13 protein-coding genes are annotated in these 16,901 nt (G+C 65.5%); 6 read left to right on the top strand and 7 right to left on the bottom strand.

Going from position 1 to position 16,901, the window contains the following annotated elements:
* Nucleotide 1: 1 nt before the first annotated feature.
* Entirely contained in the window at nt 2-1,084 is a 1,083-nt protein-coding gene (locus tag HQ354_RS15375) for a DNA polymerase domain-containing protein (RefSeq protein ID WP_222635140.1), read from the bottom strand.
* Nucleotides 1,084-2,127 carry an ATP-dependent DNA ligase gene (locus HQ354_RS15370; protein WP_167677194.1) on the bottom strand — a complete coding sequence of 348 codons (1,044 nt, stop codon included), beginning with the start codon at nt 2,125-2,127 and terminating at the stop codon, nt 1,084-1,086. Before HQ354_RS15370 ends, HQ354_RS15375 begins: the two co-directional genes overlap by 1 nt.
* Nucleotides 2,128-2,272: 145 nt before the next feature.
* On the opposite strand from HQ354_RS15370, the gene HQ354_RS15365 reads away from it, so the two are divergent.
* From HQ354_RS15365 to ilvD, 3 genes are read left to right on the top strand one after another with little or no spacing between them, the layout of a single operon-like run.
* Complete coding sequence (locus HQ354_RS15365; RefSeq protein ID WP_222635141.1) at nt 2,273-2,887, top strand: hypothetical protein; 615 nt, start codon at nt 2,273-2,275, stop codon at nt 2,885-2,887.
* A gap of 6 nt (nt 2,888-2,893) precedes the next feature.
* The gene (locus HQ354_RS15360; protein WP_222635142.1) at nt 2,894-4,342 is read left to right on the top strand and encodes an MFS transporter; all 1,449 of its coding nucleotides are present in this window, start codon (nt 2,894-2,896) and stop codon (nt 4,340-4,342) included.
* Nucleotides 4,343-4,386: 44 nt separating this feature from the next.
* Nucleotides 4,387-6,093 (top strand): dihydroxy-acid dehydratase, encoded by a 1,707-nt coding sequence (ilvD, locus tag HQ354_RS15355; RefSeq protein WP_068427291.1) that lies wholly within the window; start codon nt 4,387-4,389, stop codon nt 6,091-6,093.
* A 163-nt stretch (nt 6,094-6,256) separates the two neighbouring features.
* Here ilvD and HQ354_RS15350 read toward each other — a convergent pair whose 3' ends face one another.
* The 3 genes from HQ354_RS15350 to HQ354_RS15340 all read right to left on the bottom strand — a co-directional run bounded on the left by HQ354_RS15350 (nt 6,257) and on the right by HQ354_RS15340 (nt 10,117).
* Complete coding sequence (locus HQ354_RS15350; protein WP_084423811.1) at nt 6,257-8,287, bottom strand: MFS transporter; 2,031 nt, start codon at nt 8,285-8,287, stop codon at nt 6,257-6,259.
* A gap of 283 nt (nt 8,288-8,570) precedes the next feature.
* Nucleotides 8,571-9,227: a peptidase S1 family protein gene (locus HQ354_RS15345; protein WP_068427293.1), complete on the bottom strand. Its 657-nt coding sequence runs from the start codon at nt 9,225-9,227 to the stop codon at nt 8,571-8,573.
* Nucleotides 9,228-9,385: 158 nt separating this feature from the next.
* Nucleotides 9,386-10,117, bottom strand: coding sequence for a DUF6319 family protein (locus tag HQ354_RS15340; RefSeq protein ID WP_068427295.1), 732 nt, complete (start codon nt 10,115-10,117; stop codon nt 9,386-9,388).
* 147 nt (nt 10,118-10,264) lie between these two features.
* Here HQ354_RS15340 and HQ354_RS15335 point away from each other — a divergent pair, with 147 nt between their 5' ends.
* The 3 genes from HQ354_RS15335 to HQ354_RS15325 are packed head-to-tail and all read left to right on the top strand — an operon-like array spanning nt 10,265 to nt 15,025.
* A complete protein-coding gene (locus tag HQ354_RS15335; protein ID WP_068427297.1) occupies nt 10,265-12,604 on the top strand; it encodes a glycerol-3-phosphate 1-O-acyltransferase in 2,340 nt (779 codons plus the stop codon).
* Nucleotides 12,601-14,028, top strand: coding sequence for an HAD-IB family hydrolase (locus tag HQ354_RS15330; protein WP_222635143.1), 1,428 nt, complete (start codon nt 12,601-12,603; stop codon nt 14,026-14,028). The genes HQ354_RS15335 and HQ354_RS15330 overlap by 4 nt, the downstream gene beginning before the upstream one ends.
* On the top strand, nt 14,021-15,025 hold the full coding sequence (locus tag HQ354_RS15325; RefSeq protein WP_167677206.1) for an adenylate/guanylate cyclase domain-containing protein: 1,005 nt from the start codon (nt 14,021-14,023) through the stop codon (nt 15,023-15,025). The genes HQ354_RS15330 and HQ354_RS15325 overlap by 8 nt, the downstream gene beginning before the upstream one ends.
* Here the strand turns inward: HQ354_RS15325 and HQ354_RS15320 are convergent.
* Both HQ354_RS15320 and HQ354_RS15315 read right to left on the bottom strand, forming a co-directional pair.
* Nucleotides 14,992-16,068, bottom strand: coding sequence for an MSMEG_0565 family glycosyltransferase (locus tag HQ354_RS15320; RefSeq protein WP_222635144.1), 1,077 nt, complete (start codon nt 16,066-16,068; stop codon nt 14,992-14,994). The two genes, HQ354_RS15325 and HQ354_RS15320, sit on opposite strands and share 34 nt — an antisense overlap.
* Nucleotides 16,059-16,901 (bottom strand): carbon-nitrogen hydrolase family protein, encoded by an 843-nt coding sequence (locus HQ354_RS15315; RefSeq protein WP_167677210.1) that lies wholly within the window; start codon nt 16,899-16,901, stop codon nt 16,059-16,061. Before HQ354_RS15315 ends, HQ354_RS15320 begins: the two co-directional genes overlap by 10 nt.

Below are 16,901 nucleotides of genomic sequence, written 5' to 3'. Positions count from 1 at the left end.
GCTACTCGACGCGATTGCCCTGTTCGTCCCAATGCTCGGCGACTTTCTTCGACGGCTGTACGCGAGGAGGTTCGCCGGGCATCTTGGGGTAGTCCGGCGGAAAGTTGAGCTCTCCGCCGGGCAACGTCTCCCACAGGTGCAGAAGCGGTTCCAGCGAGTAGGACTCGCCGTCCATGTCCTCCCACGGATCCCCGTCGGCCAGGTAGTCGCGCACGGTGACGATGTTGTAGTCGCGGGGATCGGTGACGGACTTCAGGTGCTCCCACGTCATCGGCGTGCTGACGGGCGCCCCCGACTTGGCCCGAAGGCTCCACGCACTCGCGATGGTGCGGTCGCGGTTGTTCTGGTTGAAGTCGAGGAAGATACGTTCTCCGCGTTCCTCTTTCCACCACTTCGTCGTGACGCCGTCGTCGCGGCGTTCGAGTTCGCGTCCGAGTCCGATGGCCGCGTGCCGCACCTGTTCGAACGTGTAGTCCGGCCTGATGCGGACGTAGATGTGAATTCCTCTGTTGCCGCTCGTCTTCGGGTAGCCGCGTAGTCCCAGTTCCTCGAGAAGCTCGCGGGTCACCTCGGCCACGCGTTGGGCGTCGGCGAACGTGGTGCCGGGCTGCGGGTCGAGGTCGAGGCGCAGTTCGTCGGGCTTGTCGACCTCCGGGCGTCGAACCGGCCACGGGTGAAACGTCAACGTGCCCATCTGTGCCGCCCACACCAACGCCGCCGATTCGCGCGGGCACAGCTCGTCCGCGGACCGGCCGCTGGGAAACTTGATCCCGACGGTCTCGATCCAGTCGGGAGCGCCATTCGGCAGTCGCTTCTGATAGAAGCCGTCGCCCTCACGATCCTGCGGTCCGACGGCGAGTCGCATGCCCTCCCGATAGCCGTCGGGCCAGCGTTCCATCGCCGTCGGACGGTCTCCGATGGCACGGATCAGCGGTTCACCGACGGACGCGAAGTACTCGCACACCTGAACTTTCGTGATCTCGGGAGTGCGCTCGGTGGCCTCGTAGATGACGCGGTCCGGACTCGACACTCGGACCTCGCGTCCACCGGCCTCCACGTATGCGGGCGGAGTCTTCGACGGCATCAGTGTCCTCCCGCGATGACGTCCGCGACGTCGTAACTTGCCGGCACTTCCAGTTGGTCGTAGGTGCACGACGTCGGCTCACGGTCCGGACGCCAGCGCAGGAACCGTGCCGCGTGCCGCAGCCGTTCCCCTTCCATCTGGTCGTACGCCACCTCGACGACGCGCTCGATACGCAGCGGCACCCAGCTGCGGTCCTTGTTCGACGTCCACCGGTTGGGTTCGGCGGACTTCGGGTCCTCGCCGGTGCGCAGTGGCTGCAGTTCTTCGAGCAGTTCGACGCGCCGCTTGTCGGTGAACGCCGACGCCCCTCCGATCATGCGAAGTTGGTCGCCGTCGTACAGGCCGAGAAGCAGCGATCCGATTCCGTTGCCGGACTTGTGCACTCGATATCCGATGAGCGCGCAATCGGCCGTCCGCGCATGCTTGACCTTGATCATCTCGCGCTTGTTCGGCAGGTAGACGCCGTCGAGCTTCTTCGCGACGACACCGTCGAGGCCCGCGCCTTCGAACTGTTCCAGCCATCGCTCCCCGGTGGCCGCGTCGTCGGTCGCGCTGGTGACCTGGCATCGGTCGCCGCCGGAGGCCGCGTCGAGCATGCGCCTGCGGCGTTCGTCGAACGGTGTGTTCATCAGGTCGTCGGACCCGAGAGCCAGGAGATCGAACGCGACGAACATCGACGGAGTCTTCTCCGCCAACATGTTCACGCGGCTCTCCGCGGGATGGATCCGCTCGGACAACGCGTCCCAGTCGAGACGCGTGCGGCCGTCGATCTCACGGGGCACGACGATCTCCCCGTCGACCACGATCCGTTCGGGAAGTTCGCGCTTGATGTCGGCCACCAGTTCGGGAAAGTAGCGCGCCAGATCCTTGCCGCCGCGCGATCCGAGAATCACCTCGTCCCCGTCGCGGAACACGATCGCGCGGAAGCCGTCCCACTTCGGCTCGTACGACCACTGGGCCGGGCCGTCCGCGGGCTGCGGGGGCACCGCTTTCGCGGCTTTCGCGAGCATCGGTTGCAGAGGCCATTCCACCGGTAGGTCCACGATCTCAATACTGCCCCATCGCTCCGACACCGTCGCTGCAAACGGAATCGAACCGACGGGTTGGACGTCGGTGATGCTTTCGGGCGGTTGGTCGGATATTTTTGTTGCGCCCGTCAACGAAAGCACTCACAGCTAGGAACGATCGATGACTCACTTCGGCCGAACGCTTCGTGGTGCTGCCCTCGCCGCATCCGCCTGTGCGTTGCTGGTTCTCACCGCCTGCGGTTCCGACGTCACTCCCCGTGCCGTTCCGGCCGACGACCTCGGCGCGATCGCCACGTCGACGACGTCCACCACGTCCGAACGCCCGAGCACACCTCCTGGACAGCAGGGTGAGGACATCGGTGGCGACGTCGACATCGACGTCGAGATCGGCGACTGCGTCGAACTCGGGGGAACGATGTCCGACGCGACGATCGACAACGCGACGTGCGGAAGCCGGGAATCCAACTACAAGGTGATCGCCAAGGTGCCGACCGGTGACCAGTGCTCGCCCGACGCCGATCAGTACTACTACGAGACGTACGGGGGCGTCGAGCAGGGCGCGCTGTGCCTGGACGTGGACTGGGTCATCGGCGGTTGCATGGAGCTCTCCGGTGACGATCCGCTGCGCGCCGACTGCACCAGCCCCGGCAGCAACACGGTGCGCGTGGTCGAGATTCTGCCGAACACCACCGATGTCAACCAGTGCTCCGACCCGGCGGACAGTGGTTACGCTTACTCGGATCGCAACTTCATGGTGTGTGTCGAGGAGTTGTAACCAGGTGTGAGCAGCGCAGTGTCGATACCGCTTGCGTCCGCGCGCGGGCGCTGGATCGTCGCTGCCACGGTGCTGGGCTCGTCGCTCGCGATGCTCGACGCCACCGTCGTCAATGTCGCACTGCCCGCGATCGGCCGCGATCTCGGATCCGGAGTGGCCGGATTGCAGTGGACGGTCAGTGGTTACACGTTGTCGCTCGCGTCGCTGATCCTGCTCGGCGGATCGCTCGGTGATCGGCTCGGCCGCCGCAGGGTGTTCGTCTGGGGCACCGTCTGGTTCGCGATCGCCTCCATCCTGTGTGGGCTCGCGCCCAGCATCGAAGTGCTCGTCGCCGCGCGTGTACTGCAGGGTGTCGGTGCGGCGCTGCTGACGCCGGGCAGCCTCGCGTTGATCTCCGCGTCCATCGACTCCGACGATCGCGGCGCTGCCATCGGCGCGTGGTCCGGACTCGGTGGGGTGGCGTCGGCGATCGGGCCGTTGCTGGGCGGCTGGCTCGTCGAGGTCGCGGGATGGCGATCGGTGTTCCTGCTCAACATCCCGCTGGCGATCGCCGTCGTGTGGGTCGCCGTGAAACATGTTCCGGAAAGCCGAGATCGGAACGCCGAGGGCCGTCTCGATCTCCTCGGGGCCGCGGTGGTGGCCGTCGCGCTCGGGCTGCTGACGTACGGGTTCATCGCATCGGAGTGGATCGTCGTCGGGTTCGGTGTCGTGGGGGTCGCCGCGTTCTTCGTCGTCGAGGCCAGATCGCGGAACCCTCTCGTGCCGCCGTCGCTCTTCTCGTCGCGCGTGTTCCTGGCCGCGAATCTCGTGACGCTCGCCGTCTACGCGGCGCTCGGCGGTGTCTTCTTCCTGCTCGTGCTGCAACTTCAGTTGGCACTGGGTTACTCGCCCATCGCGGCAGGCGTCGCGACACTGCCGATCACCGTGCTGATGTTGTTGCTGTCCGCGAGGACCGGGCGCATCGCGCAGCGGATCGGCCCGCGCATCCCGATGACGATCGGTCCGCTCGTTGCCGCCGCGGGGCTTCTGCTGATGCTGCGAATCTCGCCCGGTGCGTCGTACGTCCTCGACGTCCTGCCTGCCGTCGTCGTGTTCGGTCTCGGCCTGTCCTTCCTCGTCGCGCCGCTGACCGGGGCAGTGCTGGGCGCGGTCTCGACCGACCGTGCCGGTATCGCGTCCGGCGTCAACAACGCCGTCGCCCGGACGAGCCAACTGCTGGCCGTCGCGGCGCTCCCCGGTCTCGCGGGGATATCGGGTGTCGACGACGACGACCCGGCACTGTTCTCGAACGGATTCCACACCGCGATGGTCATCTGCGCGGTCCTGCTCGTCGTCGGTGCCGCGATTGCAGCCGTCATGATCCGCGGCGAACGCAGGTCGGATCCCGAGTCCATGGAATGCCACGCGCGGTGCGATATGTCGTCACCGGCCGTGAGCCCGTCGGAACACCGTTAGGGTCAAGACTGGATACAGCCCATCCGCGATAGGTCAGGAGAGTCATGTCGACCGAGAACGAGTCACCGGACGTCAAGCCGCGCAGCCGCGATGTCACCGACGGCCTCGAGAAGACCGCGGCCCGCGGCATGCTGCGCGCCGTCGGAATGGGCGACGACGACTGGACCAAGTCGCAGATCGGCGTCGCCTCGTCGTGGAACGAGATCACCCCGTGCAATCTGTCGCTGGAACGACTCGCGAAAGCAGTCAAGGAGGGCGTGCACGCGGCGGGTGGGTACCCGCTGGAATTCGGCACGATCTCGGTGTCCGACGGCATCTCGATGGGCCACGAGGGCATGCATTTCTCCCTTGTCTCACGTGAGGTGATCGCCGACAGCGTCGAGACCGTCATGAGCGCCGAACGGCTCGACGGTTCGGTTCTACTCGCCGGGTGTGACAAGTCGCTGCCCGGAATGCTGATGGCCGCAGCTCGTTTGGACCTCGCGAGCGTGTTCCTGTACGCGGGATCCACGCTGCCCGGTTTCGCGACCCTGTCCGACGGCAGCGAACACCAGGTGACGATCATCGACGCCTTCGAAGCCGTCGGTGCTTGCTCGCGCGGCCTGATGTCCCGCGCCGACGTCGACACGATCGAACGCGCCATCTGCCCCGGCGAGGGCGCGTGCGGCGGCATGTACACCGCCAACACGATGGCCAGCGCGGCCGAAGCGCTCGGAATGTCGTTGCCCGGCAGCGCATCTCCTCCTGCACCCGATCGTCGACGTGACCAGTTCGCGCACGCGAGCGGCGAGGCCGTCGTCGAACTGCTCCGACGCGGCATCACGGCGCGAGACATTTTGACGAAGGAAGCATTCGAGAACGCCATCGCGGTCGTCATGGCGTTCGGCGGGTCGACCAACGCGGTGCTGCACCTGCTCGCGATCGCTCACGAAGCAGAGGTCGAACTGAGCCTCGACGACTTCACCCGCGTCGGCTCCCGTGTCCCGCACCTCGCGGACGTCAAACCGTTCGGCAAGCACGTCATGACCGACGTCGACGCCATCGGCGGAGTGCCCGTCGTCATGAAGGCGCTGCTCGACGCGGGGCTGATGCACGGTGATTGCCTGACCGTCACCGGAAAGACCGTCGCGGAGAACCTCGCTCACATCGCGCCGCCGGACCCGGACGGAAAGGTGTTGCGCGCCATGAACGAACCTATCCATCCGACCGGCGGCATCACCATCTTGAAGGGTTCGCTCGCCCCCGGCGGAGCCGTCGTCAAGTCGGCCGGGTTCGACTCCGACGTGTTCACCGGCACCGCACGGGTTTTCGAGCGCGAACGCGCCGCGATGGACGCGCTCGCCGACGGCACCATCTCCGCGGGCGATGTCGTGGTCATCCGCTACGAAGGCCCCAAGGGCGGCCCCGGTATGCGCGAGATGCTCGCCATCACCGGCGCGATCAAGGGAGCCGGACTGGGCAAGGATGTCCTGCTTCTCACCGACGGCCGATTCTCCGGCGGAACGACGGGACTGTGCGTCGGACATGTGGCGCCGGAAGCCGTCGACGCCGGGCCTATCGCGTTCGTTCGCGACGGTGACCGAATCCGCCTCGACGTTGCCGAGGGAACCCTCGACGTGCTCGTCGACGACGCGGAACTCGAAGCGCGCAAACAGGGTTGGGCTCCGCTTCCTCCGCGCTACACGCGAGGAGTGTTGGCGAAGTACTCCAAGCTCGTGGGCTCGGCGTCGAACGGGGCTGTGCTGATCTAGCGGGCTCCCGCTCGTCGGCATCGGCTCCCGCTCGTCGGCATCGATGGACCGCGGCAACTGTCTAACGGTTACCGCGTGCCATCGATGCCGGAAGCGGTTCTGCATCGATGGACCGCGGCAACTGTCTAACGGCTATCGCGTGCCATCGATGCCGGAAAGGGAACTACAGCGGCATCGCCCACATCGAGCTCGACCGCTCCTGGATCTCGGTGTCGTGACGGTGCCGAGAGTCGGCGTACTGGTAGATGTTCAGCTGCCCAGGCCTGCTGACGGGTCTCGGCGCCCGACGCATGACGGGGAGTTCGGCGAGGTCGAGTGCCGCGTCGAGCTCCTCCTCCGCGAGTTCGCGCCTCCTGCGGGCGATGTCGGCAAGCGCCAGCTGGTGGATAGTGACGCGGTCGCTGTGGTCGGCGAGCCGCGCCTCTGTCTTCTCCGCCGCTTCGAGCTCGAACACCTTCGCCGCGAGCTGGTAGATGCTCGGGCGTGAGAGTTCGTCGTCGACAAGCGATTCCGCCACGGACGGGCTCGGTGCCGACGGTTGCCCCAGCATCTCCTCCAACTCGGCGATCTCGTGAGCGACTCCCTCGTCGACGATCGGCGTCACCGTCACGACCCGACGCTTCCGCGGCGCCGGTAGAAGGATTGCCACCAGCACTGCGCCGACTCCGAACACCACCGTCGCGATCACCGATGTGTGGCTGACGGCGGCAGCATAGGCCTCGACCGCGGTGTCCTCCAGCGAATCTGCGTAACCGGTAAGAAATGGGTTGTCCCGCAACATATCTGCGACGATGACGGCACCGGCCACCGAATCGCTTGACACCTCGACCGCCTGGGCCGCCTGTGCCGTCGGCTCACCGCTCGGCGTGCGGCCAGGAAAGTCCGCGAGGAAATCGACGACGCCATCGCGGTAGGTCGTCGCCAGAACCGAACCGAGGATCGCGATTCCGAGCGAACCCCCGAGTTCCAGTGCCGTGTCGTTGAGTCCGCCCGCAACGCCGAGCTTACCGTCGGGAAACTGCGCCATGATCGCGTCCGTGCACGGGGACACGCTGAGCCCGATCGCGAGGCCGAGAATCGTCAGCGCCGGGAGGAAGTCGACATACGTTGCGTCGGAACGTAGTCCGATCATCGTGCAGACGGCGACAGTGCCGAGCACCATCCCTGCCGTCACGGTGTACTTCATGCCGAGCCGGGGCGTCAGCAACCGGGTGATACCGGATCCCACGAACACCGCGAGGGCAAGCGGGAGCAGGTGAATTCCCGTCGACACGGGCCCGAAGCCGAGTACGAACTGAAGATGTTGTGCGACATAGTAGATCGCGCCGAAGGTGACGAGAAAGAACAGCAGGACCGCGAGGACGGAGCCGGAGAGCACGCGGGAGCGAAACGCGCGGACATCGAGCAGCGGGTTTGGGTGTCGCAGTTCCCACGCGACGAACGCCGCCGCTCCGAGAACGCCGATCACGGCGAAATAGACCGGCCCGACGCTCCATCCGAAGTGCAATCCCTCGATGATCGAGTAGACGGTCGCCGACACGGTGAGCACCGACAGGACACCGCCGAGCCAGTCGATCCGACCGGTGTCCGCGGCACGTGACGGCGGAACGACGAGGACGGCCGCGATGATCGCGAAGACCGTGATCGGCACGTTGAGCAGGAAACTCGAACCCCACCAATAGCTTTCGAGGAGCCATCCGGCGAGCAACGGACCCATCGCGATCGCCAATCCCGACGTCGCCGCCCAGATGGTCACGGCCGTCGCCCGCTCGTGCTTCGGGAACGTGGCCACCAGAAGCGACAGCGTGGCAGGCATGACCACGGCGGCAGCGACGCCCATGACGATGCGGGCGAGTACGACACCTGCCGTCGCCTCCGTCAATGCGCCCGCGAGCGATCCGGCGGTGAACATCATCAACCCGATGAGCAGTGCGCCGCGTCGGCTGTACCGATCTCCGATCACACCGAACAGCAGCATCAGTGCCGCGTACGGGACGGTGTATCCGTCGATGACCCACTGGAGGTCCGCACTGCTGAGGTCGAGATCCACCGTCATCGCCGGAGCCGCGACGAGGAGGGACGTGTTCGCCATGACGACGACCAGCAGGCTCAGGCACAACACGCCCAGCGCTGCCCACCGTCCGGCGTACGGCTTCTCCATCTCGTGGACAGGCGTCATCGCAAGCAAAGTCATGTCTTCCCCCCAGAAGCACCGAAAGCCCAGAAGCACCGAAAGCTCAGAGGCACGAAGCCTATGGAGGGCGCGTCGACGCGTGCAAATCGGTGTGGTGGCCATTACAGTGGGCGGTTACATCTCACTGCCGCAGCGGATTTCACGCCCCGTTCTTGTCACCGATCACAAACAACGACACTTAACCACCAACGACACCGCCCCACCCACGACAACCGCCCACCAACGACGAAGGGGCCGCCGCGTTGGAGTACCAACACGACGGCCCCTTCGGCCGAAAGACCCGCTACGGGATCGGGACGAATCCGGCTCCCACTGCGTTGCCTGCGTTGATCTGGCGCAGGATCGCATCGATGTTGGTACCGACCTGCGGGCCGAAGCACGCAACACCCAGGTATGCGTTGACCATTCCGACGAGCGTGGTGCCGACGACGACCGGGCTACCCGAGTCACCTTCGACGACGCACAGCTGCGACCAGGTTTCCTGCGACTGCAGGATGTCGCCGTAGGCGATACCGCACGTGTTACCGGTGGTGCGGCCTTCCTTGCACACGATGTTCGGGAACAGCGCGGGCGGACCGACCTGTGTGATGGTCACGTTGCCGACGTGGTTGGTCGGGATGACCTTCGAACGGTCGAACTCGATGACCGCGAAGTCGTACTCCGGGTTGGAGAAGGCGATGCGTCCGACGACTCCTGCGCTCGGGTCGTACTCGGGGACGATGGTCGCGCCTGCGTTGCCGCAGTGACCTGCCGTGAGGCCGACGAGACGACCCGACGAATCATTGCCGATGGTCGTCAGAGTGCACTCTGCGGCGCTGTCGACGATGATCCCGGATCCACCTCCGAGGACCGCCGGGGCTGCAGCAGATGCGGTCCCGACGCCGACGCTTGCCGCGACGGCTGCGGCGGCCACGGCGACGAGCATGAACTTCTTCAACATGAATTCCCTCTCCAGCGGTGTCCGCAGAACCCTAGCAATAACTGCGACCTCGGGACGACCATGTCGGTCAACGTTCTCGTCACGACTAGGGCATCGGTGTCCGTCTCGTTATCCGGCGCGGAGCAGCGATTCGTCCGGTTCGTTCGGTTCGGCGCCTTCTACTGTGTGCCGCTTTCGAGGGCTGCGAGCATCGACTGCGCTTCCTCCAGCTGACGACTCAGCTCGGCCACTCGCTGCGCAGCTTCCTCCCTGGCATGGGAAATGACGGCCTCGACGGCCTGGACAGCGCTGTCGTCACCCAGCTCCCGAACGGCGCGCGAGACCGACTCGGGCGACACCGGCTGCGCCTTGCCCGGCCTGCGCGCTCCATGCGTGACCGTCACGGACCAGTCGTTGTCGGCGCCTGCATGAATGGTGACGCTGACGCTGTCCGGTCCCTTCTTCCCCTTCCGCGCGGACTGCGCGGCGGGTTTGGGTGACGCGGCGGGCTTGGAGACCTCGGCCGGCTTCGGCGTGGCCGGCTTCGGCGCCGCCGGCTTCGCTGCAGGCTTGGGTTTGGGTTCGGTCGCGGGCTCGATCCATTCGGCGATCTCGGGCTTCGGCGCTGCGGGCGCAGCAGGCTTGGGAGCACCGCCGGGTGGGTTGCGCGTCATGCGGAGTTCGTCGGCCTCGAACGGAAGTTCGTCGTTGACACCCTTGGGACTGATCGTGACGGTGTTGCCCGCGATCGACACCACGCGTGCCGACGTACCTTCCGGCAGCCCGAGACTCGGCGTCGCCTCGATGAGATACACCGTCGCCCGCTTGCCTGCGGCGAGCGCATTCGCCAGCGTTTCGAGGTTCTCGGGCGTCAGGGACTCGTTCGCGGTCGAACGTCTACGCGGTGGCATCGGGCGAACCTCTCTCGAAAGTGTTTGCGAATACTGTCCCATACTCGCCGCACGTCGGCATCAACGACGAACCTCCTTCGTGTGGGCCGCGTCACGCGTAACCTGACGGCGTACCTGTTTACGGGGTGCGGAACGGGAGGGATTTCGATGTATCACGTCGATGCCGGCGCGCAGAGCAAAACGTACGAGGGCCAGCCGGTCTATCTTCTCGACGCGGCATCGACCCTCGAGGTCCAGGCTTTGAATCAGTGGATCGATTCGACCACTCCGGACGGCGAGACGCGGCCGCCGTCGATAGTTCTGTTCGGAGAGAGCGCACATCAGATCGTCGAGACGGTTCGCACCGTCGGCGACGATCCTCTTCTCGTTCCGTTGCGCGTCACGCTCACGGAGAAGAAGCGCAACGGGCTGCTGCGTCGAATGTTCGCGCCGCGCGGCAACTCCAAGCCCACGCGGGTGTGGCAACGCTGGGTGCAGGGCGACGACCCCGACCGTTCCGAGGTGCTGATCGGTGCTCCGGCAACACTCACCGAACTCGAGACTCGCTTCGATCGCACCGGCGGCAAGTCGCTGTCGTCGTTCATCTGCAGGCAGGCCACGCTGGCACTCGACAAGGCCGAACGCGACGTCATCGGCTCCGAGTACAAGATTCCTCGGTTCGTCGTCGAGGACATGACGGAACAGAAGAAGTTTCACGACGGCATCGCGGAACTCGCCGCCGAGGTCGGCGAAAGCGTCGCCGACGTCAACCGTCGAGTGCACGAGATCCTGCACGAGATGGTGGCCACGGAAACCCGTCGAGCCGTCGAGATGTGGGGAACGCTCGGGGCCTACTTCTCCCGCGCGTACCGCGTCGACGTCGACCGCACCGACCTGGCGAAGGTCCGCGAACTCAACAAGAACTATCCGTTGGTGTTTCTGCCGAACCACCGCTCGTACCTCGACCCCCTCGTGTTGCGTCCGGCGTTGCTGACCGAAGGCCTTCCCCTCAACCACGTGATGGGCGGCATCAACGTCGGCTTCTGGCCGCTCGGACCCATCGCCAAACGCAGCGGCGTCGTACTCATCCAGCGCAAGTTCTCCGACGAGATCTACAAGTGGACACTGCGGCAGTACATGAGCTTCCTGCTCGGCAAACGTTTCAACCTCGAGTGGTACATCGAAGGCGGACGCAGCCGCACGGGCAAACTGCGACCACCGCGGTTCGGTCTGCTGACCTATCTGGTCGACGCGCTCGAGAGCAGCGACGCCGAGGACGTCTATCTCGTCCCGACGTCCATCACGTACGACCGCCTGCACGAGGTCGGCGCGATGGCCGCCGAATCGCACGGGGCACAGAAGCAGGCCGAGGGCATCCGCATGTTGATCGGGTACATCCGCGCGCAGGGCAAGCTGCGCGGCAACGTGTATCTGACGTTCGCCGAACCCATCTCGGTGCGATCGATCCTCGCCGAGAACGACGACAAACGCGTCGCGGTCCAGAAGATCGCGCTGACGGTCGCCCACGCCATCAACGACACGACTCCGGTGACGCCCGCTGCGCTCGTCACGATGGCGCTGCTGGGCATCGAGGATCGTGCGCTCAACGTGCACGAGATGTGGGCGATCATCTCGCCGCTCGCACGCTACATGCAGAAACGAGGCCTCCCGACGGCTGGAGGCGTCGACATCAGCGAGGTCGACGTCGTGCGTAGTGCCGTCGTCGCCCAGGTCAACGCGGGCGTCGTGAAGCGTTTCGACGACGGACCCGAACCGGTCTTCTACCTGGCGCAGGACAAGCATCTCGTCGCCGCGTTCTTCCGCAACAACGCGATTCACTACTTCGTCATGCGTGCCATCGGCGAACTCGTCGTGCTTCCCGACCGAGATCAGACCGAGGCGTCGACGCCGGAATCGATGTGGAAGGCTGCGCTCGAACTGCGGGATCTGCTGAAGTTCGAGTTCTTCTTCGGCGACAAGAAGGACTTCGGGCAGCGACTGGAGGCGGAGGTCGCGCTGATCGATCCCGACTGGCGAGACAATCTCGCCGATCCGGAGTATGCGGCGCGCCAGATCGAGATGCAGGATCTACACCTCGCGCACCGCGTGCTGCAGCCCATTCTCGAGGCGTACCAGGTCGTCGCCGACCAACTCCTGCTCCTCCCGGTGGACGCCGAACTCGACAAGCCGTCGTTCATTGCGCAGTGCCTCGGTGCCGCTCAGGCCAGGCGACTGCGACAGCAACTCGATCACAGCGAGGCCATCTCGGGCGAATTGTTCGACACCGCACTGCAATTGGCCGACAACCGTAAGCTCGTCGACCCCGGCGGGGAGAACCTTGCGCAGCGTCGACGAGATTTCGCACGCGAGATCAACGAGTGGGCACGCAAGGCACGCGTCATCCGCGACATGGCGCACCGCATGCTCGACGACGTCGACCCGCTGAACGTTCCGGGCCCGATGGCCGACGACACGGTGTCCGACGAGAGTGGGGACGAGGTTCGATGATCGATCTGGCCGAGCAACTACGCGCCATCGCCGACGCACCTACCGGACCCGACACCGCTGCGTTCTTCGATCTCGACGGCACCTTGATCAACGGGTTCTCCGCGAAAGCGGTGTTTCTCGAACGACTCAAGACGCTCGACGTCACCGTGCACGAACTGTGGGAGATCTCGAGTGCCGTCGTCGAGATGCGGATGAAGAGCTCGCCCGTCGACAATCTGATGGGCAAGGCCGTCAGGGGATTGGAAGGCCGTCGCGAAGCAGACCTGATGGAACAGGCATACGCGTTGTTCCGCAACGACATCGCGCCGATGATCTACCCCGAGGCTCGCATTCTCGTCGAGGCTCATCGGCGTGCAGGCCATCGCGTGGTGATGGCGACGTCGGCGACGCCGTACCAGGCGATCCCGGTCCAGGAAGACCTCATGGTCGACGAACTCCTCTGCACCACACCGGTCGTCGTCGACGGCGTTCTGACGGGCGAGCTCGTCGGCAGTTCGCTGTGGGGTCCGCGCAAGGCACAGGCGGTGGCCGACTACGCCGCGGGGGAGGGCCTCGACCTCGCCGGATGCTTCGGCTATTCCAACGGTGGCGAGGACATTCCGTTCCTGTCCGAGGTCGGCCTGCCCGTCGCGCTCAATCCCGACGACGAGATGACGCGGCACGCCACGCGGGTCGGTTGGCCGATCCTCCGGCTCCAGAACCCGAAGCGGGGAACCGACCTCGTGTCGGCAGTGCGCAGCACGGCCGCGCTCGGATCGGTGCTCGCGAGCGCAGGTCTCGGCCTCGGACTTGGCCTGCTGACGCGCAGCAGACGCACCGGCGCCAACATCACCTCCACGATCGCCCCGGACATAGCCCTGACGATCGCGGGCATCAAGCTCGACGTCACCGGCACCGAGAACGCGTGGTCGGCCCGACCGGCGGTGTTCATGTTCAACCACCAGAGCACCGCGGACTCCGTCATCGTGGCGTCGATCCTTCGCAAGGACATCACCGCCGTCGCCAAACGCGAACTGGGGCATGACATCCGGTTCGCGTTGCTGGGCGCGATGTTCGACGTCGCCTACATCGATCGCGGCGACCCCGCGCAGGCACGGGAAGCGATGAAGCCCGCCATCGAGAAGCTGCACTCCGGTATCTCCGTCGCCATCGCTCCCGAGGGAACACGGATGCCGACGTCTCGTCTCGGCCGCTTCAAGAAGGGCGGATTCCACCTCGCGATGCAGGCGCGCGTTCCCATCGTCCCGATCGTCATCCACAACGCAGGTGACGTCATGTGGAAGAAGGACTTCACCGCCCATTCGGGTACGGTCAGAGTAACCGTCGGGGAACCCATCTCCACCGAGGACTGGGTCCCCGAGAAGATCGACAGCTACATCGACGACGTCCGATCCTTCTTCGACAGAACGTTGGGACATGCCTGACAGTGACATCAGTTTCGTAGTACAGCGGGAGATCGAGAAGACTCTCCTCGGGGGAACACCGAAATACACTCGAATGGACATCGTCGAGAAATCGGGAATTCCCCTCGAGCGCGTCGTCCAATTGTGGACGGCCATGGGATTTCCCTTGCACACCGATCCCGAGGCAGTGGTCTACACCGACGCCGATCTCGACGCCCTGCGCCTGCTGACCGGGTTGACCGAGCAGAACGTAATCGAACCCGACATGGAAGTCGCGATCGCGCGCACGCTCGGGCAGGCCATGTCGCGCTTGACGGAGTGGCAGGTCGGCGTCGTCAACAGCCATATCCACGACCGGTCGACCGAAGGCGCCGACGTCGACGCAGTGCGCAAGAACGCCAGAGAGGTTGCCGCACAAACCGTCCCGACGCTGGAAGCGTTGCAGTCCTACACGTGGCGACGCCACCTCGCGGCGACGGCGGGCCGGTCCATCGCGGATCCGGGCGAGGAGACTACCAGTCGCACCGTGGCCGTCGGGTTCGCGGACATGGTCGGGTACACGAGCTTGACGCGCCGCATCGGGGTCGACGAACTGACCGAACTGCTCGAGGAATTCGAGTCGATCGCCTCCAACATCATTGCGCGCGGACGTGGTTCGATCATCAAGAACGTCGGCGACGAGGTGATGTTCAGCGCGCAGACCGCCGAGGACGCCGCGCACATCGCGCTCGACCTGCAGGACGCCTACGAGGCGAAAGAGGACATGCCGGAGTTGCGCGTCGGGCTCGCCTGGGGGCCCGTCCTCGCCCGCTACGGCGACCTGTACGGCTCCACGGTCAACATCGCTGCGCGACTGACCAGTTCGGCACACCCCGGTACCGTCCTCGTGGACACAACGATGGCCGAGATTCTTCAGGAGGACGCCGAATTCTATGTCAAGTCGCTTCGATCGCTACGTGTGCGCGGTTTCCACAAGCTCAAGCCTCATGCGTTGCGCCGCAACAAGAAGGACCGGTAGAAGTCGAGGTGCTTCTGCGCCGCAGCGTCCCAAGTGAGACTCCGGGCGAGTAACCGTCCAGCCTGCGAGTCACGCGGCCGATCCAGTGCTGCTGCGAGCTGATCGGCCATCGACTTCGGTTCCGACGCGTACTTGACCGCGTCGCCGAACACCTCGCGCAACACCGGCAGATCCCGTGCGACGACGGGAATCCCGGCTGCGAGCGCTTCCATCGCGGCGAGTCCGAATCCCTCCTTCGTCGAGAAGAACGGCAGCACCGACGCCTGTGCGACGAGGTGCGGTAGTTCGTCGTCGTCGACGGTTCCGAGGATGACCGGCTCGATGCCCAACTGCGCTGCGTACGAGTCGAATCGACGACGGTAGTCGCGGTAGTCGAACAGCGTCTCCCCGCCGGCGAAGACGAGAGACAGGTCGGGACGATTCAGGCGGGCGAACGCGTCGAGCAGGTCGATCGATCCCTTGCGCGGCTCGATACCGCCGACCGCGAGCACGTAACGGCCGAGCTTCTGCTGCCACTCGGTGCCGCCCGACGCCGCCGCTGCTTCGAACCGCCCCGCGTCGACACCGTTCGGGATGACCGTCGGCTCGACGCCCCACCCCCGGTGGACCTCCTCGGCCACCGCTGCCGAGACACAGATGCGGGCGTACGGTTCGACGACGGCACGTTCGTGGCATGCCGCCAGCGCGGGCGTCGTGAACGTGTCGAGGTGGTGAATGGTCCGGATGCACGGCCCGACGGCGTTGGCAGAGATACAGTCCTGCGCGTGCACGATGTCGTAATCGGAGTTCGAGAACGCTTGTCCCAGAACATCGATCGACCGCAGAATACGGTCACCGACGGACTCGTCGTCTCGCGCCTCGAACGGAACCATCCTGATCGAGACCGACGGGTCGACCCGCCGGAAGAACGCGTTGTCGCCGCCGCGTCCGAGGGACCAGACCGTCACGTCGACACCGGTGCGCGCCAACGCTTCCGCAAGGTGCAACGTGTGCACCACGCCTCCGCGGGGTTTCGACGAGTACGTGAGCAGTGCTATTCGCATGTCGACGCGCCCCCGTACGCATCCACCCGGCGCTCCTTCAGGTGATGCAACACCCGCCGGGCACGATCTACTTCGGCGTCGACGTCGATGTCGCACACCGCAAGTCCGCCTTTGGACCATGTCTTCGCGAGGACGTCACCGCCCGGGCCGACGATTTTCGCCTGCCCCAGGAACCGCAACGACCCCATCACGCCCGTCTGGTTCGACGACACCAGCACGACCTGGTTCTCGGCCGCGCGGGCCGCGTCGTACAGGTCGAAGAGGCGGGACTGGCGGTCGTTCGGCAGACTCGACGCCCGGTCGGTGACGCTCGCCGGCCACGCGGACAACGCTGCGATGATGCGAGCACCGTCCAATGCAAGTGCCCGAGCGGATTCCGGAAACGTCTTGTCGTAGTCGATGAGCATGCCCATGCGACCGACAGGGGTGTCGAAGGCCTCGAAGCGATCGCCCGCCGCGTACGCCAGCGACTCACCCACGGGCTGATGGACCTTGCGGTGACTGCCGAGTACACCGTCACCCGTCAGACACGCAGCAGCGTTGTAGCGCAACCCGTTCGACAGTTCGGTGTATCCGATGCATACCGTGAGGTCACCGGCCGCTGCCATGATCGCGCCGATCTCCGGGCCGTCGATGTCGAGCGTCGGCGGAAGCTCGGACACGTCCGGGTTGCGCAGGCTGTCGATGTATCCACCGAGGGAGGCGTCGGGCAGCACGAGCAGGTCGATTCCGTCGCGCTTCGCGCTTTCGACGATCGTCGTGATCTTCGAGACCGCGCGAGGCACATCGCGACCGAAATGTGCTGCCAGAGCGCCTATCCTGATGGACGTCAC

This window comes from Rhodococcus sp. BP-261 (genome assembly GCF_019835205.1).
Lineage (GTDB): Bacteria > Actinomycetota > Actinomycetes > Mycobacteriales > Mycobacteriaceae > Rhodococcoides > Rhodococcoides kyotonensis_B.
This window is presented reverse-complemented; position numbering and strand designations above follow the sequence as displayed.

Coding starts and splice junctions, on each gene's coding strand:
- HQ354_RS15375 (WP_222635140.1), bottom strand. CDS start 1,084: ATGCCGTCGAAGACTCCGCCCGCATACGTGGAGGCCGGTGGACGCGAG.
- HQ354_RS15365 (WP_222635141.1), top strand. CDS start 2,273: ATGACTCACTTCGGCCGAACGCTTCGTGGTGCTGCCCTCGCCGCATCC.
- ilvD (WP_068427291.1), top strand. CDS start 4,387: ATGTCGACCGAGAACGAGTCACCGGACGTCAAGCCGCGCAGCCGCGAT.
- HQ354_RS15350 (WP_084423811.1), bottom strand. CDS start 8,287: ATGACTTTGCTTGCGATGACGCCTGTCCACGAGATGGAGAAGCCGTAC.
- HQ354_RS15345 (WP_068427293.1), bottom strand. CDS start 9,227: ATGTTGAAGAAGTTCATGCTCGTCGCCGTGGCCGCCGCAGCCGTCGCG.
- HQ354_RS15340 (WP_068427295.1), bottom strand. CDS start 10,117: ATGCCACCGCGTAGACGTTCGACCGCGAACGAGTCCCTGACGCCCGAG.
- HQ354_RS15335 (WP_068427297.1), top strand. CDS start 10,265: ATGTATCACGTCGATGCCGGCGCGCAGAGCAAAACGTACGAGGGCCAG.
- HQ354_RS15330 (WP_222635143.1), top strand. CDS start 12,601: ATGATCGATCTGGCCGAGCAACTACGCGCCATCGCCGACGCACCTACC.
- HQ354_RS15325 (WP_167677206.1), top strand. CDS start 14,021: ATGCCTGACAGTGACATCAGTTTCGTAGTACAGCGGGAGATCGAGAAG.
- HQ354_RS15320 (WP_222635144.1), bottom strand. CDS start 16,068: ATGCGAATAGCACTGCTCACGTACTCGTCGAAACCCCGCGGAGGCGTG.